21 protein-coding genes are annotated in these 20,729 nt (G+C 44.4%); 12 read left to right on the top strand and 9 right to left on the bottom strand.

Annotation, left to right across the window (positions count from 1 at the left end; translation table 11 throughout):
- Positions 1 to 96: 96 nt before the first annotated feature.
- Genes FD12_RS06930 through FD12_RS06940 form a run of 3 tightly spaced genes read left to right on the top strand, consistent with a single transcriptional unit; the run spans position 97 to position 4,590 of the window.
- The gene (locus FD12_RS06930) at positions 97 to 1,773 is read left to right on the top strand and encodes an ABC transporter ATP-binding protein (RefSeq protein WP_056982312.1); all 1,677 of its coding nucleotides are present in this window, start codon (positions 97 to 99) and stop codon (positions 1,771 to 1,773) included.
- A complete protein-coding gene (locus tag FD12_RS06935) occupies positions 1,773 to 3,653 on the top strand; it encodes an ABC transporter ATP-binding protein (protein WP_056982314.1) in 1,881 nt (626 codons plus the stop codon). Before FD12_RS06930 ends, FD12_RS06935 begins: the two co-directional genes overlap by 1 nt.
- A gap of 13 nt (positions 3,654 to 3,666) precedes the next feature.
- Positions 3,667 to 4,590 carry a hypothetical protein gene (locus FD12_RS06940; protein WP_054749105.1) on the top strand — a complete coding sequence of 308 codons (924 nt, stop codon included), beginning with the start codon at positions 3,667 to 3,669 and terminating at the stop codon, positions 4,588 to 4,590.
- Positions 4,591 to 5,037: 447 nt separating this feature from the next.
- On the opposite strand, the gene icd is transcribed toward FD12_RS06940, so the two are convergent.
- The 6 genes from icd to FD12_RS06970 all read right to left on the bottom strand — a co-directional run bounded on the left by icd (position 5,038) and on the right by FD12_RS06970 (position 13,211).
- Positions 5,038 to 6,318 carry an NADP-dependent isocitrate dehydrogenase gene (gene icd, locus FD12_RS06945; RefSeq protein ID WP_054748912.1) on the bottom strand — a complete coding sequence of 427 codons (1,281 nt, stop codon included), beginning with the start codon at positions 6,316 to 6,318 and terminating at the stop codon, positions 5,038 to 5,040.
- Complete coding sequence (locus FD12_RS06950; protein ID WP_054748911.1) at positions 6,311 to 7,414, bottom strand: citrate/2-methylcitrate synthase; 1,104 nt, start codon at positions 7,412 to 7,414, stop codon at positions 6,311 to 6,313. The genes icd and FD12_RS06950 overlap by 8 nt, the downstream gene beginning before the upstream one ends.
- Before the next feature lie 135 nt (positions 7,415 to 7,549).
- Complete coding sequence (acnA, locus tag FD12_RS06955) at positions 7,550 to 10,162, bottom strand: aconitate hydratase AcnA (RefSeq protein ID WP_056982316.1); 2,613 nt, start codon at positions 10,160 to 10,162, stop codon at positions 7,550 to 7,552.
- A 592-nt stretch (positions 10,163 to 10,754) separates the two neighbouring features.
- Entirely contained in the window at positions 10,755 to 11,207 is a 453-nt protein-coding gene (locus FD12_RS06960; protein WP_054748910.1) for a hypothetical protein, read from the bottom strand.
- Positions 11,208 to 11,708: 501 nt separating this feature from the next.
- Complete coding sequence (locus FD12_RS06965; protein WP_056982318.1) at positions 11,709 to 12,374, bottom strand: CPBP family intramembrane glutamic endopeptidase; 666 nt, start codon at positions 12,372 to 12,374, stop codon at positions 11,709 to 11,711.
- Between the two features lie 75 nt (positions 12,375 to 12,449).
- Entirely contained in the window at positions 12,450 to 13,211 is a 762-nt protein-coding gene (locus FD12_RS06970; RefSeq protein ID WP_056982320.1) for an HAD-IIB family hydrolase, read from the bottom strand.
- Between the two features lie 207 nt (positions 13,212 to 13,418).
- Between FD12_RS06970 and FD12_RS06975 the strand changes: the two genes are divergently transcribed.
- The 3 genes from FD12_RS06975 to mazE all read left to right on the top strand — a co-directional run bounded on the left by FD12_RS06975 (position 13,419) and on the right by mazE (position 14,424).
- Positions 13,419 to 13,733, top strand: a complete 315-nt coding sequence (locus tag FD12_RS06975; RefSeq protein ID WP_082622198.1) for a type II toxin-antitoxin system Phd/YefM family antitoxin — start codon at positions 13,419 to 13,421, stop codon at positions 13,731 to 13,733.
- A 3-nt stretch (positions 13,734 to 13,736) separates the two neighbouring features.
- Positions 13,737 to 14,048 carry a hypothetical protein gene (locus tag FD12_RS06980; RefSeq protein ID WP_054748906.1) on the top strand — a complete coding sequence of 104 codons (312 nt, stop codon included), beginning with the start codon at positions 13,737 to 13,739 and terminating at the stop codon, positions 14,046 to 14,048.
- 139 nt (positions 14,049 to 14,187) lie between these two features.
- The gene (gene mazE / locus FD12_RS06985) at positions 14,188 to 14,424 is read left to right on the top strand and encodes a type II toxin-antitoxin system PemI/MazE family antitoxin (RefSeq protein WP_056982322.1); all 237 of its coding nucleotides are present in this window, start codon (positions 14,188 to 14,190) and stop codon (positions 14,422 to 14,424) included.
- A gap of 251 nt (positions 14,425 to 14,675) precedes the next feature.
- Here the strand turns inward: mazE and FD12_RS06990 are convergent, their stop codons facing one another.
- The gene (locus FD12_RS06990; RefSeq protein ID WP_054748904.1) at positions 14,676 to 14,894 is read right to left on the bottom strand and encodes a DUF3923 family protein; all 219 of its coding nucleotides are present in this window, start codon (positions 14,892 to 14,894) and stop codon (positions 14,676 to 14,678) included.
- 142 nt (positions 14,895 to 15,036) lie between these two features.
- On the opposite strand from FD12_RS06990, the gene FD12_RS06995 reads away from it, so the two are divergent.
- From FD12_RS06995 to FD12_RS07020, 6 genes are all read left to right on the top strand, one after another.
- Positions 15,037 to 15,534, top strand: a complete 498-nt coding sequence (locus FD12_RS06995; protein WP_082622202.1) for a DUF1440 domain-containing protein — start codon at positions 15,037 to 15,039, stop codon at positions 15,532 to 15,534.
- A gap of 25 nt (positions 15,535 to 15,559) precedes the next feature.
- Entirely contained in the window at positions 15,560 to 16,144 is a 585-nt protein-coding gene (locus FD12_RS07000; protein WP_054748903.1) for an NADPH-dependent FMN reductase, read from the top strand.
- Positions 16,145 to 16,155: 11 nt separating this feature from the next.
- The gene (locus FD12_RS07005; RefSeq protein ID WP_056982326.1) at positions 16,156 to 17,019 is read left to right on the top strand and encodes a hypothetical protein; all 864 of its coding nucleotides are present in this window, start codon (positions 16,156 to 16,158) and stop codon (positions 17,017 to 17,019) included.
- A 375-nt stretch (positions 17,020 to 17,394) separates the two neighbouring features.
- The gene (locus FD12_RS07010; RefSeq protein WP_054748900.1) at positions 17,395 to 18,291 is read left to right on the top strand and encodes a hypothetical protein; all 897 of its coding nucleotides are present in this window, start codon (positions 17,395 to 17,397) and stop codon (positions 18,289 to 18,291) included.
- Positions 18,292 to 18,327: 36 nt separating this feature from the next.
- A complete protein-coding gene (locus tag FD12_RS07015) occupies positions 18,328 to 19,194 on the top strand; it encodes a hypothetical protein (protein ID WP_056982328.1) in 867 nt (288 codons plus the stop codon).
- Positions 19,195 to 19,295: 101 nt separating this feature from the next.
- On the top strand, positions 19,296 to 19,628 hold the full coding sequence (locus FD12_RS07020; protein WP_056982331.1) for a hypothetical protein: 333 nt from the start codon (positions 19,296 to 19,298) through the stop codon (positions 19,626 to 19,628).
- Positions 19,629 to 19,804: 176 nt separating this feature from the next.
- Here FD12_RS07020 and FD12_RS07025 read toward each other — a convergent pair whose 3' ends face one another.
- Together FD12_RS07025 and FD12_RS07030 are read right to left on the bottom strand one after the other, a co-directional pair.
- Positions 19,805 to 20,284, bottom strand: a complete 480-nt coding sequence (locus tag FD12_RS07025) for a DMT family transporter (protein WP_162258725.1) — start codon at positions 20,282 to 20,284, stop codon at positions 19,805 to 19,807.
- Positions 20,250 to 20,705, bottom strand: a complete 456-nt coding sequence (locus FD12_RS07030; protein ID WP_056982335.1) for a DMT family transporter — start codon at positions 20,703 to 20,705, stop codon at positions 20,250 to 20,252. Before FD12_RS07030 ends, FD12_RS07025 begins: the two co-directional genes overlap by 35 nt.
- Between the last annotated feature and the right edge of the window lie 24 nt (positions 20,706 to 20,729).

A 20,729-nucleotide genomic window follows, 5' to 3' on the forward strand; every position in this document is an offset into this window, starting at 1 on the left:
GCGTTTGTCTCAGTTTTCCTACGCCGCTTTTAGAGATCTCAAACAGTTTCTAAGAACCGGATCTCGTATTTAGCGGTCCTCGGAGCGATCCTATTTATGTGCGTTCAAGTGATCGCAACCTTGAATTTGCCCAGCCTCACTTCTGACATTGTTAATAACGGGGTAGCCAAAGGAGACATTCCATATATTTGGAAAGTCGGTGCCGAAATGGCCGGTTTCTCACTCATTAGTATCCTTGCTGCGGTCTGCAACGTATTTCTGGCGGCCAGAACTTCTCAAAAGCTCGGTCAAAATTTACGCAGCGATGTTTACCGTAAAGTGATCAATTTTACCAAAGATGAGTACGACCAGATTGAAACCTCTTCTCTCATTACCCGGACAACCAACGACGTGGTCCAAATTCAAAACGTCGCCATTATCATGCTGCGGATGATGTTAATGGCCCCAATCATGTTGATCGGTGCCAGCTTCTTGGCTTACACCAAGGATCATCAACTGACGATGATCTTTTTGATTGTGTTGCCAATTATGATTGTCTTTGTTGGCCTATTGTTATACTTCTCTGTGCCACTATTTAGGGCAATGCAGACCAAGACGGATAAAATCAATCGCATTTTCCGTGAGGGACTGACTGGCGTCCGGGTCATTCGGGCTTTTCGCCAAGATCAATTCGAACAGGATCGTTTTGAGGATGCCAACCGCGATTACACTGACAACGCCATCAAAGTTAACACGATCATCGCCTTGGCCTTTCCAGTCATGACCCTGATCATGAGTGGGACTAACGTTGCGATTGTTTGGTTCGGTGCCAAATTAATTGGCAGCCAGGCCATGCAAGTTGGTAACTTAATTGCGTTCATGAGTTACGCAATGCAGATTCTAATGAGCTTCATGATGCTGTCAATGGTTTTTGTATTTATCCCAAGAGCCCAGGCATCTGCCAAACGAATCCAGACCGTCCTGAATTTAAAATCAACCATGAAGCAAGCCCCCAAGCCAGCTGTGCTTGATCCTCATGCTAAAAATCATACCTTAAGATTTGATCACGTAGACTATCGCTACCATAACGCTGAACTTCCAGCCTTAAGTGATATCGACTTTGAAGCCCACAGTGGCCAAACGATTGCCATCATTGGTGGGACCGGTTCAGGGAAAACCACCCTGGTCAGCCTGATCCCCCGTTTCTATGACGTTGATAAGGGTGACATCGAATTGGATGGCCACAACATTGAGGACCTCTCAATGGTCGACCTCAGGAATCAAATCTCATTGGTTCCCCAAAAAGCCACTCTTTTCACTGGAAGTGTCCGCGATAATTTGAAATATGGTAACGAAGACGCTTCCGACGATCAAATTTGGCATGCACTAGACATTGCCCGAGCAAGGGACTTCATCGAAGAAGATCCCGCCGGCCTCGACATGCAGGTTGAACAAGGCGGCGACAACTTTTCTGGCGGCCAAAAGCAACGGTTAGCAATTGCCCGAGCCTTGGTCAAGAAATCGTCCGTCTACGTTTTTGATGATTCGTTTTCTGCATTGGACTTCAAAACTGATGCCGATTTGCGGGCGGCTTTACGAGCCGACAAACACATCCAACAGAGCATCACGGTCATCGTTGCTCAACGAATCGCCACAGTTGCCGATGCTGACCTCATCTTAGTATTGGATAATGGTAAATTGGTTGGTAAGGGCACCCATGATGAATTGCGGGCCACCAACAAGGTTTACCAAGAAATTATTCATTCACAATTACGAGAGGAGGATGAAAAATAATGCCTGAAAAAGATACAGCGCCTCAACCAACTAACCAGAATCATGGCGGCCGTGGCGGCTTTCAAGGCGTTGTCCAAAAGCCTCACAACTTCTGGGGAACCACAAGACGCCTGTTGAATTACATGCAGGACCGGTTGATTGGGTTAGTGCTGGTAATGGTTTTTGCCATTATCAGCGTCATCTTCCAAATCAGAACCCCTAAGATCTTGGGGGAAGCAACGACTGAAATTTTCAAAGGCTTAATGAAAGGCAACGCCCAACAAAGAGCTGGCTTCAAGATTGGCTCATTGCCGATTAACTACGAGAAAATTTTTCAAATTATCCTGATCGTTATTGTGATGTACTTGGCTGCCGCAATCTTCAGTTTCCTGCAGCAATACATCATGACCCGAATTTCTCAGAACACCGTTTATAAATTACGGCGGCAGATGAAGCAAAAAATGCGTCTGGTGCCGATCAAATACTACGATACCCATAGTAATGGAGATATCATGAGCCGGGCTGTCAACGATATGGATAACATCGCCAGTACCCTTCAGCAGAGTTTAACTCAAGCTGTTACCAGCTTTGTGACCTTTATCGGAACTCTGTGGATGATGTTTACGATTAGCTGGAAGCTGACCCTCATCGCGTTAGTAACCATCCCGTTGAGCTTAGTGATTGTTGGCATTGTTGCCCCAAGATCACAAAAGTTCTTTGCCGCCCAGCAAAAGAGCTTGGGGTTGTTAAACAATCAGGTTGAAGAAAATTACGCTGGCCAGATTGTCCTCAAGAGTTTTAATAAGGAAAAAGATACAATTGACCAGTTCGAAGTTCAAAATAAAAAGTACTATCAGGCAGCTTGGAAAGCCCAATTTATTTCCGGAATTATCATGCCCCTGATGATCTTCTTGAACAACATTGGTTATGTATTCGTTGCCGTTGTTGGTGGTATTCAAGTCGCTAACGGAACCGTGACACTTGGAAATGTTCAGGCGTTCTTGCAATATACCAACCAATTTTCACAGCCAATCTCCCAGTTGGCCAACCTCATGAACACCATTCAATCAACGATCGCGTCTGCCGAGCGGGTGTTTGAAGTCATCGATGAAGAGGAGATGAAGATTACCAAGGCTAATCGACCCGTTGAAAAGGATCCCGATAATTTGGTTGAGTTGGAGCATGTTCAGTTCGGTTACGAAGATGAGCTGCTGATGAAGGACTATAATTTAGCTGTTAAGCCTGGCCAACAGGTTGCGATTGTCGGCCCTACTGGTGCTGGTAAAACCACCATCATCAATTTGCTGGAACGTTTCTATGACGTTAAGGGCGGCAGCATCCGCCTCAAGGGCGTTGACACCCGTGACTTGGACCGTGAAGAACTTCGATCTCATTTTGCCATGGTGCTTCAAGATACCTGGCTCTTCACTGGGTCAATCTATGACAACATCAAGTACGGGCGCGAGGATGCCAGCAAGGATGACATTATCGCAGCCGCTAAGGCAGCCCACGTAGACGAATTTGTCCGCAAACTGCCCAAGGGATACGACACGGTCTTGAATGAATCTGCCTCAAACATTTCCCAAGGACAACGGCAGTTAATCACAATTGCCCGAGCGTTTGTCGCCGATCCTGAAATCCTCATTTTGGATGAAGCAACCAGTTCTGTTGATACCCGGACTGAAGTTCAGATCCAGCACGCAATGAGTCAGTTGCTGGAAAATCGGACCAGCTTTGTGGTTGCCCATCGATTGTCGACCATTCAGAATGCAGACAATATCATCGTGATGAACCACGGGGCCGTTGTGGAAACTGGAACGCATAATGAACTGTTAGCCAAAAACGGGTTCTATGCAGATCTTTACAACAGCCAATTCTCAGACGACGTGTCATTTGATTAGGAGGAAGCTACTAATGAAAAAAATCATCGGTTTATTGTTCGCAGCTGCCTCGTTAACGCTGTTTCTGAGTGGCTGTGGCAAACCCACACTAACCGTTTCGGATCATCATTTGAGTGCTAATGCCCTCGCCGTGACGGTTAAAGGCAAAAGCAATCAAGCGAAAGTTCACTATGCGATTAATGGTGGCGCAAAGAAATCCACCAAGACCACCAATGGCGCCTTCGTGATCAGCGTCCCCACTAAGGACTACAAACAAACTGTTCACCTATCAGCTGATGGGAAACGACAAACAGTTCACGTTGCCAAAGCGGACGTTATTTCAACTTACAGCAAGGTACGGACTTCATATAATCAAGCGCTCACTGGAACTGCCCTTTCCAAAAAGGATCAGCAGTTAGCCAGGGGTATGGCAGCCCAAGCAGCTGAACTAAAGCAGAAATCCCAGGCATTAAAAGCCAGCAAGGCAACCGGAATGGCTGCCATGCAGCAAAAGGCCAAGCAAGCCGCCGCATTACAAGCGGAAGCTGCCAAGTTAAAGCAAACCCAAGCCCAACTCGCCCCGGCGATGAAGCAGGCAAAAGCGAGCGTGGCTGATCAATTGCTGCCAGCGTCCCCCAAATCCGGTATTCATAATTTAATTTCGTCGGGTAAGCTGACGCTGCGAGCTAACTTGAATAATGATAAAGTACTGGGAATTGCAATGATGGTGCCCGTATCAAGTTTGAAGCATAAAAAGGACCTCAAACCATTTATCATGTCATTCTCCATTTTGGCGGATAGTGTTGGTGCCAACGCCAAACATGTGCTCAAGGACTTCCAGAAGTCTGCCAAAGCAAAAAAGTCGAGCTCAACCACTGCCCCAACGTTCCATTCAAATGGCATCAGGTTTAGTTTGGGCTACTCGACTTCAACATTGTACGTCTTTATTACGAAATAAGTTCTTCTAAAAATGAGACTGTAACAATCGGCGTTTTGATCCCAGAATTTAACGAAAATGACCAATTATTCCTGATTTTGGAATAGTTGGTCATTTTTGTTAAATGGCCGGGATCAGCCGTTTGGCGCAGCTTTTATCTAGGTGGCTACGGAGATCTAAGTGAATGATCGTCGATTGAAAATTAATATATGCCCTGGTCTTATTTTTCTAATTATGGGGATCGGATGTAGGACAGCTCCTCCAGGCAGCAACCTGCCCGTAAGCACCACAAGCAAAAATTCCAAAAACCGGAATTTCTCCTTGCGGCAACTTACGCTCCGGTTGCTAAACCGCCTGGATCCGCTCACTGTTCTCAGGACAGCTCCTCCAAGCAGCAACCTGCCCGTAAGCACCACAAGCAAAAATTCCAAAAACCGGGATTTCTGCCGAAGGAGACTTATATTCCGATTATTCCCGCTTGAATCCGCTCACTATCACTTTTGCCACGTAATCGCCAAAACCACTGGTACTATATACGGTGGCATCCGGCGTTTTCGCAAAGTCTTCTGTCACATTGTGCGTGGCAATTGCCTGACTAATCCCTGATCGGATTAACTTGGCAGCTGTCTGCCAACCAATATAATCAAACATCATCGCTCCCGACAAGATAATTGAAGTTGGGTTCAACTTGTTTTGACCTGCAAATTGGGGTGCTGTGCCATGGGTTGCTTCAAAGATTGCCCGGCCAGTTTGGTAATTAATGTTCCCACCTGGGGCAATTCCGATGCCACCCACTTGGGCAGCCAACGCATCCGAAATGTAATCGCCATTCAAGTTCATGGTTGCGACCACATCAAAATGTTGGGGAAACAAGAGCGCCTGCTGGAAGAAATTATCGGTAATCACATCATTAACGATTAATTTGCCAGCCGCTCGGGCATCGGCGTCGGCTTGATCAGCCGCTGCTTGCCCCTGCGCCTTGCGAATCGCGTTGTATTGGTTCGTCGTGAAGACCCGATCACCATAGCTTTCAGCCACTTCGTATCCCCATTGCTTGAAGCTACCCTCGGTTTTCTTCATGATATTACCCTTATGAACCAGTGTCAGGGTGTGCTTCTCGTGAGTCAAGGCATAATCCACGGCTGCTTTTACCAATCTGGACGAGCCTTCCTTAGAAATTGGCTTGATCCCGAACGCTGACGACTCTGGGAATCTAACCTTATCCAGTTTACCCTGCTTGGCTAATAATTGTTCCCATTCCTCGGCGTCTTCCGTGCCAACATCCGCTTCAATGCCCGCATAAATATCTTCCGTATTCTCACGAAAAACATCAATATCAACATTTTCCGGATGGACCACCGGTGACGGACTTCCCGGATAATAGGTGACTGGTCGAAAACAGGCATACAGATCTAATTTTTGCCGTAACGTCACGTTGATTGAGCGGTGGCCAACCCCAATTGGTGTGGTCAACGGCCCTTTGATCCCCACTAAATAGTTTTGCAAATTAGCCAATGTCTTATCCGGCAGCCATTCGTGGGTCTGTTTAAAGGCCGTTTCACCCGCTAGTAACGGCAGCCAATTCACTTGCTTTTGACCGTGATAGGCCGTCTTAACCGCTGCATCAAAAACAGTCTTGGCAGCACCCCAAATTTCCGGACCAATCCCATCCCCTTCAATAAAGGGAATCGTTGGCATATCTGGCACTTGAAGCTGCCCATCTTTCATGGTTATTTTTCCGTCACTCATTCAAATGAGCCTCCTTGTCAGCATGATAATGCCGATTAGTTTCACCAATATATTCAGATGAAGGCCGAATTAAACAGCCTTCCTCGCGTTGCTCCATAATGTGGGCTAACCAACCAGCCGTCCGGCAGGCAGCAAACATCGTCGTAAAAGTGTCCCGGTCGAGATTGAAGCAATGGTAAATCACCGCGGTATAGTAATCAACGTTTGGATGCAGATGGGTCTTTTCAAACATAAAGTCCCGAATCTGCTCTTCCATTTCAAAATAGGCTTCGTTGCCAGTTTCATAAGAAATTTTTCTGGCAATTTCCCGCAAAATTGCGGCCCGTGGATCCCCATGCTTATATACCCGGTGACCAAAGCCCATGATCTTTTGGCCGGATTCCAATTGCCGTTCAACATATTCAAGTGGATCTTGCCCAGTTTGCTTGATCGTTTCCAGCATTTTAAAAACCTGTTCGTTGGCACCGCCGTGGAGCGGACCCTTCAATGAACACACTGCCGTTGTCAGACAAGAATAGTAATCTGACTGTGTCGAAGCAACCACCCGCGCCGTAAAGGCGGATGCATTGAATTCGTGATCTGCATGTAACACCATCACCGTGTTCAGCATTTTAACCTGTTCAGCAGTCGGCCGCTTGCCGGAAAATAGATAAATGAAGTTTTCAACAACTCCAAAATCAGGCTTGGATCGCTTGATTGGCTGGTCATTTCGAATGCGAATAATCGCTGCCACGGCGGTCAGCATTTTTGCCAAAATTCTGGGCGGTTCATCGTGCTCATTATCATTGGTGGTTCCAAGCAGTGAAACCGTTGTCCGCAAAATACTCATGGGGTGCTGAGGTTCTCGAGCAATCCGCTCCATTAGCCGCACGGTTTCGGCTGGTAGCTTCATCTGGGAGACCAATTCACGACGAAAACTAACCAATTCAGATTCGGTTGGCAGTCGGAGATTCCAAAGCAAAAACACAATCTCTTCGTATGGCACATCTTTTAATTCTGTAATTGGGTACCCGGCGTATGTCAGAATTTCGTTCTTTGTGGAACTGATTCTGGTTTGATCAACAATGACGCCAGCCAATCCTTCTGGCAATTTCATCCTCTTACCTCGCAATCAACATTATGAGCTAATCCAAACAGCTCTGAACCCACTGTGAGTCTTCTCGAAGAAAATTCAGGCTCTATTCCCTGAGATGCTTCCATGACTATTTGAATTAACGATTCTAAAAATGGCTCAATCTTCAATTTTATTTTGGACGATCAATGGCATAATGCCGCCCTTTTCGTAATAATTCCAATCAACTGGGGTGTCAAAACGAACCGTCACATCAAACTTGGTCTGCTGGCCGGCTTTTTCTGCGACGACATGGGCGGTTTGCCCGTCTAAATCAATCGTGAATGTTTCCGTGCCATCAAGTCCCAGCGTTTCAGCGTTTTGGCCCGGGAGATACTGAAGTGGGACAACGCCCATCATGGCTAAATTAGCTCGATGAATCCGTTCAAAACTTTCGGCAATAATGGCTTTAACGCCCAAAAGTTTGACCCCTTTGGCCGCCCAGTCTCTAGATGACCCCATGCCATAATCTTTGCCTGCCAGAATCACCAAGCCCGTCCCAGCTTGTTTGTATTGTTGAGCGGCATCAAAGATAGTTGTTTCCTCATCGGTTGGCAGATAACGGGTGAACCCACCGACTTTATCTGGCGTGAGTTGATTCTGTAAGCGAATATTGGCCAGTGTCCCCCGCATCATAATTTCATGATTACCCCGGCGGGAACCATAAGAATTAAAGTTCTTCGGCTGAATCCCCTTCTGACGCAAATATCTGCCTGCAGGAGTCTGTGACCCAATGAATCCGGCCGGTGAAATATGATCGGTCGTAATTGAATCGCCCAATTTTGCCAGTACGCGCAAGCCACTTAAATGTTGCTGACCAGCTGTGCCATCGAAAAATGGTGGGGAAGCCAAGTAAGTTGAATCTTCATCCCACTCGTACGTAGAAGACTTTGGTGCGGGTAACTGATTCCATGTTTCGTTTTGATTGAGAATTGATTGATAGTTTTGTTTAAATTCTTTTGGTTTAAGATATTTCTGATTCAATTCGGCAACTTCAGCATCACTTGGCCAGAGATCTTTTAAGTAAACCGGTTGGCCATCTTTTGAGGTGCCAACGGGTTGCGTCGTCAAATCAATATCACAGGTGCCAGCCAGCGCGTAGATCACAACTAATGGCGGCGAAGCCAGATACGTATCCTTAATCAGCGGGTTCACTCGGCCTTCAAAGTTCCGGTTACCACTTTCAACGGCAGCTAACGGATAAGGATCCTCGGCCACCCGACTTTGAACATCTTCCTTTAATTGGCCCGAGTTACCAATGCAGGTGGTACAGCCATACCCAACCAGGTTAAAACCCAGTTTATCCAAATAGGGCTGCAGACCCGACGCTTCCAGATACTGCGTCACTACTCGAGAACCCGGAGCCAATGATGTTTTGACAAATTCTGGAACTTTAAGCCCATATTCAACCGCTCGTTTGGCAATCAAGCCGGCTGCCAGCAAGACTTGGGGATTCGATGTATTGGTACAGCTGGTAATGGCGGCAATTCCCAATGATCCCACTCGAATGTTAAATTCTTTGCCCTCGACTTTAACTGGGTAATCTGGCAAATCGCGACGGTCATCAAATTGCTTGGGCATCTTGCTTAACGTGACGGTGTCTTGCGGTCGGTTGGGTCCCGCCAGACTACTTTGAACGGAACTTAAGTCCAGGGCGTCATCCTCGCTGTAATGCCGGTCTTCACTCTCCGTATAATACAAGTGGTTGGCTTTGGCATATGCTTCCACCAATTCGATCAGATCAGCTGGACGGTTGGTGAGCTTAAGGTAGTCAATGGTTTGCTGGTCAATGGGGAAGAAGCCGCAGGTGGCGCCGTATTCAGGTGCCATATTCGCAATAGTTGCCCGATAGGCCAGTGGCAGGGACGCGGCCCCGTCACCATAGAATTCCACAAATTTGCCGACCACGTTATGCTCCCGCAGCAAATGGGTCAGGGCTAACGCCAAATCAGTTGAAGTAATGCCTTCCGCTAATTTGCCGGTTAATTTCACCCCAACTACTTTGGGCACGGGCATGTAAGTGGCTTCTCCGAGCATGCTGGATTCAGCTTCAATCCCACCGACTCCCCAACCAAGGACTCCGAGGCCGTTAATCATGGTCGTGTGGGAATCGGTACCGACCAATGTGTCTGGAAAGGCTTCATAAGTTCCGTCGGCTAGTTGTTTGGCGTGAATCACATCTGCCAGGTACTCCAAGTTCACCTGATGAATAATCCCAGTGTCAGGTGGAATGACGGTCAAATTGTCAAAACTGTTCTGGGCCCATTTCAGAAAGGTGTAACGTTCCTGGTTGCGTTCAAATTCCTTTTTAATGTTGTATTCGAACGCTTCATCATTACCAGAATGATCCACTTGAACTGAATGGTCGATCACAAGATGAACCGGCACCTCCGGATTGATCGTGTTCACATTGCCATGTTGGGCTTTGACTGCATCCCGCATCGCCGCCAAATCAACCAATGCGGGTACGCCAGTTAGGTCCTGTAAAATAACCCGTTCAGGTTGATGGGGAATATCCTTGTCGTGATGGGTATCCCAGTTGCTAAAGGCTGGTAAAAATTGTTCCTTTGCGGAATCCTTCGAAGCGTGGCGCAGGGCCTCTTCCAAAAGAATTCGGATCGTATACGGAACCGTTTCGATGGTTCCTCCATGATCTTTCAGATAAGTACCAATATCATAATATTTATACGTTTGACTCGCTAACTTTAGCTGTTTCAAATATGATTTATCCATTATGCTTTCAACCATCTTTCTTTGGCATGAATCAATCGACTGGCGGTATCAAAAGTCCCACCAAATTCGGTTTTGAACAATTAGATTGCACTACACTCAGTGTATTTTAATTCTAATTTCATGTATATTTAATCTAACTGTTAGAATACGTAACTGTCAAGGTAAAATTAAAAAACAGTCAATAAAATTCACATTTAAGTTTCAAAATTTTATTAGGTTGAGTTGAAGAAGTCGCCTGATTCTTTGTTAATCATCTCCACTTTGATAACCGTGTTATTTTGATAAAATCGGTGGTTCCCGGTCGATCTAGGTCATTTAATTAAGAAAACGATCACTTACAGAAAGGCTATCCCAATTAGTGATTGAACGAAGAATAGATGAAAAGGATCCGAGACCGAATTTCACGATTGCAAAGTCTGGCAGTTACAGCTATTGTGAGATCAAGATATTGCCAAAAGAAAAAGCAAGTTCTTCAGGAATTAAGTTTATTTCCTGAGAACTTGCTTTTTTAATGCCTTGGGACATGCTGTTTTGCCCCCGCGCTTTCGCACTTTTCAAATGAGAAGTTATCCTTACACCATTGGAGTCGCTATCAATTGGATTTCAGGGTCGACCAGAACCAATCAAACAGTAGCTCCCCCACTAATACCACCGGTCCCAGCAGCCCATATATAATCGCCAATGCAATTTGGGCCACCGTCGCGAATTGGTCATCGTGCATTTTGGAGTAAAAGACAACCCGGTCACCTTCAATGGCTCCAGGATTCGTGACATCCCAGCCTTTTTTGCCGATATGTTTGCGATTCCGATTCTCTAAATCCTGCTTGTATCGCTTCATCCCTTGGGTTGCTATTGACCGATACCCAGGATAGAGCTGCTTGCGAATGCATAGTGGCAGTTGGCAAAGCCATGAAATGATCAGCCAAATATTGAACCCATTCCACTCAAATACAAAATGAGCATTTTTATCCAAATTGAAAAAGTAACCGAGAACCAGAATAATAGTTGTTTGGAGTATGAAACGAACAAGTATCCGGAGCTTCATGGCTGTCATCTCCTATGAAAAGTGAGCGGATCCAAGCGGGAATAATCGGAATATAAGTCTCCTTCAGCAGAAATCCCGGTTTTGGGGATTTTTGTTGAAGGTGCTTATATGCAGATTATTGCTTGGAGGAGCTGTCCTAAAAAGTGAGCGAAGCAAAGCGGTTAATAACCGGAGCATAAGTCTCCACAACCGGAAATCCTGGGTTTGGATTTTTGGTTGTGGTGCTTATGTGCAGGTTATTGCTTTACGCAGCTGTCCTAAAAAGTGAGTGGAGTAAAGCGGTTAGAAACTGGAGCCTAAGTCTCCTTTGGCGGAAATCCTCGATTCTGGGATTTTTGCCGAAGGTGCTTAGGAGGAAGTTTCTGCTTTACGTAGCCGTCCTAACCTGACTGGAATTAAATGACTGATATTTGAAATTAATATAGTCATCGATGAAAATAATGTCAAGCCTAAAAAGATAATTGCAACTAAATTCGGCCTCCAAAATAATTGCTTGATTCCTCACAGAATAAACATCATTGAATCCCATACACAATGCAGAATCGTACTTGGCCACAAATTTTTTGACCGATAAAAAATCCAACCAAAAATTAAGCCTAATGGCAGAACGGTTAATCCATTATTCAACCACCCCAAGGCCGACAAATGATCCGCAAAATAAATCGGCAAATGGATTCCTAAAAATAAAAGGGATTGGATGATGTTGGCCGTCATGAAGCGATATCGATCCAGCAGTCGATTCATAAAGAATCCTCTGAATACCAATTCTTCTGCCAGCCCAGCAACAATCGCTACCCCAATGAAGCCGTGCCGCTCGCGGGTGAATAAATCGGGACTTATGTAAAGCATATGATGTTCATATAAGGAAATGCCGAACAGGTAGGCAATAAACACGATCAGCAATATCCAAAAAAACCGCGGAAAATTGCCGTTATACAAATGCTTGTCACTCAGCCACAGATGCTTCCGCTCAAGGACCAGCCACCAAATACCCAAACTGCCCCAAATAATGAGCTTAATCACGGCGTTCACAATGAAATCCGCGTAACGAGCGGTCGAAGGCAATTTGACCAATTCACCGTAGCCGTAGTCTTGAACAACTAACCAGATGATCCATAAGATCCCGTACTTAATATACAAATTTGAAAACCAATTTGCTTGTTTCAAAATATGACTCTTTTCTTTAGTCTTTTAGCAATTTATGTATCGACCTACCAACAGCCTGCGCTAGACACAAAATCTTTAGCCGGCCATCAAGCTTCCAATTCGACCAATCGCCTCAACCACGCTGGCAACATTAGCGGTATATTGAAAATCCGGCTGTTGCTCCTCAAGGGGTAACTTGTCTCCAAACCACACACTTTTATCAGCGTGGGCCAATAACTCAGTATCGTTAGCATCGTTTCCAAAGGCAATGTACTTTTCGGATGGAAAAAGCTGGCGTAGGGTTGTATATTTGTTGACCCCTTGAGCTGTCAGATCTAAATTGTGTTCTCTTGAATCCTTAATAATAGCTAAATTGGTTTGCTTCTTTAAAGTCGTGGTAATATCATCCTGCCGTTCTTCAGTTAAATTGAGTAAGATTACCTTAATTGCCTGATTGATGGCCGCCAAGGCAACTTTATGAGCCAAATGGTTTGGATCCAGTTGCCGCAAAATGAAGCTATCCTGACTCACCCTCGCTGAATAATTCCACTTGCCATCTACAATATAATCAACATCCACGGAATTAATGACTTTCCTAATGATCTGAAAGTCTCTGTTGGTAATTGGCTCCATAATCTTAACTTCACCATTTAAGGAAATAATTGCACCATTGCCACCAATTAATGGCCCTGTCGCCAGATCACCCACAATTGGTAAGAGGTCCCTGATGGGCCTAGCTGATGCGAATATGATATCTTGCGGGTTGCCGGGAAGTTCTTTAATTGACTGAATAATTCGTGGATCGATTGATTTGCCATCAAAACTAATCGTTCCATCCACGTCAAAAATATATTTCATCCTTAGATACCACCTCTGATAACTGCGTATTTACACCACCAAATTTCTACAATTGATTTTACAACGGTTCTGTTTTTATGGCTAACTTCAATAATAATTTGTGATAAGTCTAGTCGCGATGCTTTTATTTGATCTGTTATAAGGCATTTAATAGTCTTTTAATAGCCTTTGATGGATGCTATAATTAGCCCATTAGGAGGCATCATTATGAAGATTTTAGACGTACCAACTACAAATATTAGTGAACTAAAAAAGTCCCCCACAAAAACATTCGACAAGGCTAGAAGAAGCAAAACAGGCGTATACGTATTTAATCGAGATACCCCAGCCGGCGTTGTTTTATCTGTTAATGACTATGAAAAGTTAGTGAAGGAAAATAATCGGTTACAAGATAAATTATCCGAATTAGAAATCGAACGAAGGATAAATGAAAAGAATCCCAAATTTTACACCGATGAAGCCGTGCGTGGCGATCTGGCAACCAAAGATTCAAAAATTGATGAAGATGACGGGTGGGAATAATTTGTGGATAGCCAATATCAATTAGTTTATTTTAAGGAAGCTCGTGACGAATATAATCAATTAGATGGATCGCAACTTAAAATTGTTAATAAAGGACTCAACCGTATAAAAGCTTACGGAATGACTGCTGGCAAACAATTATCTGGGAACTTAAAAGATTGCAGAGAAATTAAGCATCGGAAACTTGGGTTACGAATCATCTTCAGGCAAGACAAGCGATCAATTCAAATTATTCAAATCATTAGTATTGGTCGAAGGGCTGATAAAAAAGTCTTTAAACAAGCTCAAACTAGAATAAAAAAACATCATCACTAAGGAGTTCCACATGAAAAATACCGCATTACTCGTTATCGACCTTCAAAATGGTCTCAAAGAAACATTCGCGGATGTTATTGTGCTTAATAATTAATCTTTTGTAATTGCTTATATAATTACATCTAGGTGGTGACATGCTATGATCGTAAAAACACGAAAACAAGGAAATTCATTAATGATTACAATTCCGGCCGAATTTAAAATTGACGAGAATGTTGAATTCACACCAATAAAAGATGAAAATGGCGTTATTTCATTTGTCCCAGTTCATAGGAACATATTTGAGCAAAATCCTGATTATGATTTTAAAAAAGCAATTAAACAAATGAAGATTCAAGATAATGGAAAGAATATAGGCAAAGAAAATGTCTGGTAACCATAAAAATCCAGAGCAGAGTGATCTTGATTGATATGGAACCCCACGCTAGGCACGGTGAAATAGCTGATCATGTCAGCAAAGCTTTAAAACTTCGTGCATTAGATGCTGTAAAAGATATTTTCGATATATAAAGGCGGGGTTTTTAAGATGTAATTCAACATTCTAAAAGCCCTGCCTTTTGAATTTGTAAACTTGAATGATCAGACTTATTCATCTTAGCATTCCCCATTTCCAATTTTGCCAGCAAATTAACGATGTTTTCGTGCCTTAGCTGCCCACCAAATAATCAATTCAATTACCACGATCACGGCAGCGAAACCAACCCAAATCATTAAATTAATCAGTTTGATTGCAGGTGTCTGAACCGACCCTGTAGTATCCGTTCCCCGCATCAAAATCCATACCGTAACCACAACGAAAATCAACACCAAAAATAAATTGGTCATTCGCCAACCACTGTTTTTCATGATGAACACCTCCGAAACTAATGATTACCAAGGCTGAATCCGTTTTCACTTACATCATACCCCCAGGGAGGAATTTTAGCCGCTACTTTGTATTTTGGTTATAATGAAGGCATACAATGACTATCAAAGGAGTGTGATTCTTTTGAACAAACATATTAATTGGCAGGCCGCCGTCATTGCCGGTGGCGTTGCCGGCATCGTTTCCGGCCTGGTTAAGCTCGGTTGGGAAAACGTTTTGCCACCACGAACCCCCGCTCGCGATAAAACCAACCCACCACAGCGATTGTTGGAACAATTCGGCGTTCCAAGTCGTCTGACACACGCAACATATACTTATTCAGAGCAACAATTACCTTGGGTGAGCTATCTGATTCATTTTGGCTTCTCAACGTCTTTTGCCGTGTTCTACACGGTTGCCGGCCGTTACGTGCCCTTTATTCGCCTTGGTCAGGGAACTTTATTTGGCCTTGGTGTCTGGGGTGCCTTTCATCTTGGAGTGATGCCGGCAATGGGAACCGTTCCTTCTCCAAAAGATCAACCGGTTGAAGAGCACGTTTCTGAAGCCCTGGGCCATATTGCCTGGATGTGGACCAACCATATTATTAGTGACAAATTGTATCAACAACTCACTTCAAAATAAATAGATAACTTGGAGGAATTAGTGAATGGTTAAAATTGGTGTCGTTTTAGGATCGGTCAGAAGTAAGCTCGGTGAAGCCATTTTTAATTACTTACAGTCAAAATATACCGATACACCTGATGTCCAGTACGATTGGATCAAATTAGATGACTTTCCATTGGAACCTTATCATCATGATGAGACTCCTTTATCAGAGGGGATTCAAGGTCTCAAAAGTAATGAACGCCGTTGGTTAAGTCAATTAAATGGCGAAGATGGCTATATTTTTCTGACACCGGAATATGATCACGCCATCCCGGGTTCTTTAAAGAACGCCTTGGATTATGTTGGCCCAGAAGTTAATCGCAAGCCGGTTCAAATTATTTCGTATTCATATTACAGTGATGGTGGCATGCTAGCGGCTGAATCTTTTGTAGAAATCCTGCAAATGCTCAAAATGATCGTCTTGCCAACACCGGTATTATTGTGGAATGCCAATGACAACTTTACGCAAGCCGGCCAACTGCTGTCCAATGCCGCCAATAGTGATCACTTCTCTGAACGATTGGATGAAGCCTTTCACGAAATCGGCTTTTATACCCGGGTACTACATGAGAATCCGTTTGAATAAGGGGTTCAGTAATGCAAGCTAACCTGCCTAATAAAACAACGTTTATCCCCACCCTACCGATCAACGAACACCAAATTTTCCGCGCTATGCGAACTTATCCCGATAATGTCAAGGTCTATCACCCGCATGGGCGCATTGATGCTACTTCAGTCTTTTGGCTGAATAAGTTTCAGCCAAATGCGTTGAATTTTGCGGCATTTATTGATCCCAAAGCCGCTGAACCACTGGCACTAGCCAAACGGATCCTGGCCGACATCAATAAGCTCGCCTGGAAATTTGACGTTGATCGAATAATCACTAGTGATTACGCCCCTCAACACGCCTTTAATAAGTGGCTGCCAACCCAAGGCTTCAAGCGAGTTGAGAAAGCAACTGAACCCCAGTTGCGCCTTTCAGAAGTTCAGCTTGAGGCTCCAAGCACTGCCATAACCACGCGGCTCTTAACTTCGGCTGAACTCGTTAACAATCAAGCATTATGGAATGAGGTTGCCACGACTGCCTTCATGCATTATCGCAGTGCCCATCAAAGCAACCCAGTTGGCGATATTTCGCTGTCAACTTGGCAGGCTTTGTTAGTAGCCAAGTTGGTGATGCAGGCACCAGCAGTCCTACTTGACGACCAAGGCAGCCTTGCTAGTTATTGTTTGATTTACCAGCCAACAGCCGGTGAAGTCACCCTCGATCATTTCGGCGAAACTCAGCCAGGCAATCTGCTTTCACTGACAGCCGCACAATTTTTTTGGCTAGAGTCGCGATTTCAAACCATTACCCTCAATTTGAGCGCCACTGACAAGTTGGGACTACAAATCTATCGGAACTTTCCTTTTAATAAAAACGCAGTGTATGAAAGCTATCTCAAAATCACTCAATATTAATAACTTATTTATCAAAGATTGGGACGAACGGTGCTTTGATCCCAGAATTTAACAAAGCGGACCAATTATTTCGAATTTTTTGGAATAGTTGGTCCGCTTCGTTGGATGGTGGGGTCAGCCATTTTATCAATATAGACGGGACAGCCAAGTGGCACTTATAACCATAATCTCAAATTGTTTTACATAACTTTTACTTGCCTGTCTAGCCTTAGAGCATCAAGTATTAATGCCTTTTGCACTAACGCCATCAATTATTTCAGCCATGTTCTATATGTAACCAGAGTGATATACTAAAATTATCGTAGCAGCGGGTACTGGGTGAATCCTCAGTTGCCTTGCTAACATTTGTCATTAATCATTGGAGAGGATCGTTATATGAAGAAATCAATTTTCTTAGTAAGTGCCAGTTTAGCGGCTGTCAGCTTTTTCGCAATCAATCAACCGGTCAGTCACGCAGCAAGCTTTCAGACGCTTAAAGTCAAAAACTACAACCCGATCGCCTATCATCCCAGCACGTTTAGATCGGTATATTTGTATAATATATCTCATACCGCAAAATTACATAATCTCAAAAACTACCCCCGAACGACGTGGTATGTTTCTAAGAAAATTTTGATGCATTCGAGCTTAACGGGTAAAAATTACGCCTACTTCTACGTTACAAATGCCAAGGGCGATAAGAGTGGCATCGTTTGGCACGGCTATTTAACCAGAGGGGTCAACCCAAACGCAAACAACGCCAATTCAACGACCAATTCCGGCACAAATACCGGCAGCAACAATGGCTCAACGTCCAATAACAACAATTCTGACTCTACCAACACTTCGGGAACCGTTAATTACAGCAATGACCTCAGTCGCCAACTAGCCGGCTATTTTGAAGGTGTTAAGCCAAACGCCTACCTGCAAAAAGTGGCCAACAAATTCCAGCGATACGCCAATATTGAAGATCCTAATAAACCGTGGGTGGCCGCTCAGGACTTTGAAGATATGGTTACCAGCAACTACCCCGATATCTGGCGAGCAGCCAACGGTGGGTTCAAATACCTTTACGATCACCAATCAAAAACTGATTTGGCAAATTTTAAAGCTGGTAGAACATCCTTTGAAGCCTACGCCAACAAAGCGATCCTCGCCGATAACGGGAATTCGAGTTTCCGATCTTACAAAGGGTATCAAATTGGCGCCTACGCTTGTCCCAAGGGCAGTAAAGGTTATGGTCAGGGTGTCGTCATTTTAGTTGACGGTATCATTGACGGTGACGAAGACTAGCGTCAGCTCATCGAATTGATATGGAGGTTCAAGTTCGTGAAAAAATCATTACTTTTATTAACAATCACTTTTGGTGCCGCTGGATTGTTGGGAATTACCTCTTCAACCCAATCGGCCCACGCCGCGGGAATTTATCACGCCATTAAGGTCAAGACTTATTCACAAACGCCCGTTCACTGGACGGGTGAAAATAGGAATGCCTCCATTTGGAACTATCATCTTAATCATAAACTTCACCGTCTCAATACGATGGACAACAGCACTCTTTATGCAACTAAAACATTGAAGATGACCAATGGTAAAAAGACGGGCATTTTCTACTACGTCACTGACAATAACGGCGTTAAGGGTTATGTCTGGCGCGGTTATATGGCCAAAGGCGTCTTGCCAGCCGGTGAATTCCCGAATCCTGGTGGCATCCCCAACGCCGACGATGATGAACTGGAAGACCTACAAGGCCAAAAAGTTGGCAACAGTGTCTACAACGAACAGGTTGCTGCTAAACAAAACACCGATGCCTACAGCTTATTTGGCTTTATTAAGGCTGGTGCCGGCTTACCCGAAGCGGCTAAATTATACGCTCAAAATCCAAATGATCCGATGTTAAAACAGGCCCCCTATTCTCATATGAAGTTTATTACTAATTCTAGCGCACCAACGAAACAGCAACGCCAAGCATTAGTGACTGGCAAGCTTTCCTTTAAGGACTTTGTCTCGGCTGATTTGAAGAAACAGGGCATTGATCCAAACAAATACAGTACCCGCTCAAATGATAAGTGGTTCGTTGGGATCACCAGCTCGCCAATTTACCTCAAGGCCAATAAGACAACCCTTTATCCGAAATTTGGTCAGTATACAATTGCCTTATTAGCACCTCAATACAAGAGTGAAGTTGAAAAATAAGGGATCATCTTTAGCCACGTTGTCGATGCTTGACTTACACCCACTAACCGATACACTTAAAGTGATTCTTTTAAGAAAATTGGTTAAGGGAGGGCACTGCGATGAGTTCAGGTGGAAATGTCTTTGGCAGTAACATCATTGGTTCCCCAGGTTTTGACGTCACTAAATGGTTCACTCAATCAAACAGCCAGGAGTTCGTTTTAAAAAAACGGCAGGCATTTGAAGCCAAGCCCTATCAGCTTGGCGATCAACCGACGCCTTTGTATGCCGCCGCCATCAATGGCGACAGCGTCATCCTCACCAAAGTTGGCAATCTCGATGCAACTGGCAGCTATCAAGTGACCAAAGCCATGACCCTCGAGAATCCAATCACTTACGAAACCAGATCCTTTTTATACGTCAATGACCATGGCTGGGTAACAGGGTCCCATTAGATCATGATCCTTTAACTGTCACGCTAGTAATGATGGCGATAAAAGAAAAACCAATATTCTATTAATAAAATATGACCCAAAAAGTGATTGTTCTCTGAACATATAAGCCAACTAACTGGATAATGTCTGGCTAGTTGGCTTATATGGATGGAATTGCTTTTTGGGCCATTTTTTAACTATTCTGCATGACTAAAGGTTTCTCGGACAACCACATAACTGCCGGCAATCATCATCAACGTTGCCAATACCAATTGGAATGTCACGCTTTCTCGTAAGAACATGATGGCAATAAACGTTGATAAAAATGGCGACAGGGCATAATACGCGCTGGTTCGGGCAGCCCCAATGTATCGCTGAGCTAAAATGTAAAAGAAGATACTGACACCAAAAGAGAGGAACCCCAGTAACAATGCAATTCCAATGATCGGCAGAACCGGCCAATTTTCTTGGTCAACCAAGGCAACAATCAGCGTCCCAAGTCCGACTCCCATCCCCTTCACAATCACAATTTGAATGGGATTTTTGTCAGACAGAACCCGGGTAAAATTATTTTCCAGGCCCCAGCAGAAGGTGGCTAGAATAACGAGAATTGATCCCCAGTTAATGGTTAGATGGCTGACATCAGTGCTCAAGACACAGCTGGCGATAAATACCAACCCCACCCCAAGCCAAAGTTGGCGTCCCACTTTTTTCATGGAAGAACAAAAATGCGAGAATCGTTGTCGCGACAACTTCGAAATTTCCTAATAACGACGCGCTGGCCGCCGTCGATAATTCAATTCCGATATTCATTAAGATTCCTGCCAGGATGTTAACCACAACCACCGCGATTAAAGTTGGGATATCAGTTTTGGCCAACGAGGCTTCCTTTTTCATGTCGGGTAATAGCCAGTACACGAATGGCAGAATGATTGCCATGCCCACGCCGGTTCCGATGTACAACAACGCTGACAGCGTAATTGGCGGACAGTTATGCAGCACAACTTTAGCAATTGGTGGGTACAGTGCGTATAGGAGTGCGGAAAGGACAGCAATGCCAACGGCCTTTTTAGATTGAGCGGCGGTTAAAGTTTTCAAAGCAAAGATCTCCAGTTTGATAAA

Origin of the sequence: Lentilactobacillus rapi DSM 19907 = JCM 15042, assembly GCF_001436255.1 — a bacterium.
Taxonomy (GTDB): Bacteria; Bacillota; Bacilli; order Lactobacillales; family Lactobacillaceae; genus Lentilactobacillus; species Lentilactobacillus rapi.

Bases quoted from the DNA above. Each gene is read 5' to 3' on its own strand.
- FD12_RS07020 (WP_056982331.1), top strand. From the start codon at position 19,296: ATGAGTTCAGGTGGAAATGTCTTTGGCAGTAACATCATTGGTTCCCCA.
- FD12_RS06935 (WP_056982314.1), top strand. From the start codon at position 1,773: ATGCCTGAAAAAGATACAGCGCCTCAACCAACTAACCAGAATCATGGC.
- FD12_RS06940 (WP_054749105.1), top strand. From the start codon at position 3,667: ATGAAAAAAATCATCGGTTTATTGTTCGCAGCTGCCTCGTTAACGCTG.
- FD12_RS06990 (WP_054748904.1), bottom strand. From the start codon at position 14,894: ATGAAAAACAGTGGTTGGCGAATGACCAATTTATTTTTGGTGTTGATT.
- FD12_RS07000 (WP_054748903.1), top strand. From the start codon at position 15,560: ATGGTTAAAATTGGTGTCGTTTTAGGATCGGTCAGAAGTAAGCTCGGT.
- FD12_RS06930 (WP_056982312.1), top strand. From the start codon at position 97: ATGTGCGTTCAAGTGATCGCAACCTTGAATTTGCCCAGCCTCACTTCT.
- FD12_RS06960 (WP_054748910.1), bottom strand. From the start codon at position 11,207: ATGAAGCTCCGGATACTTGTTCGTTTCATACTCCAAACAACTATTATT.
- acnA (WP_056982316.1), bottom strand. From the start codon at position 10,162: ATGGATAAATCATATTTGAAACAGCTAAAGTTAGCGAGTCAAACGTAT.
- FD12_RS06950 (WP_054748911.1), bottom strand. From the start codon at position 7,414: ATGAAATTGCCAGAAGGATTGGCTGGCGTCATTGTTGATCAAACCAGA.
- FD12_RS06970 (WP_056982320.1), bottom strand. From the start codon at position 13,211: ATGAAATATATTTTTGACGTGGATGGAACGATTAGTTTTGATGGCAAA.
- FD12_RS06975 (WP_082622198.1), top strand. From the start codon at position 13,419: ATGAAGATTTTAGACGTACCAACTACAAATATTAGTGAACTAAAAAAG.
- mazE (WP_056982322.1), top strand. From the start codon at position 14,188: ATGATCGTAAAAACACGAAAACAAGGAAATTCATTAATGATTACAATT.
- FD12_RS07010 (WP_054748900.1), top strand. From the start codon at position 17,395: ATGAAGAAATCAATTTTCTTAGTAAGTGCCAGTTTAGCGGCTGTCAGC.
- FD12_RS07005 (WP_056982326.1), top strand. From the start codon at position 16,156: ATGCAAGCTAACCTGCCTAATAAAACAACGTTTATCCCCACCCTACCG.
- icd (WP_054748912.1), bottom strand. From the start codon at position 6,318: ATGAGTGACGGAAAAATAACCATGAAAGATGGGCAGCTTCAAGTGCCA.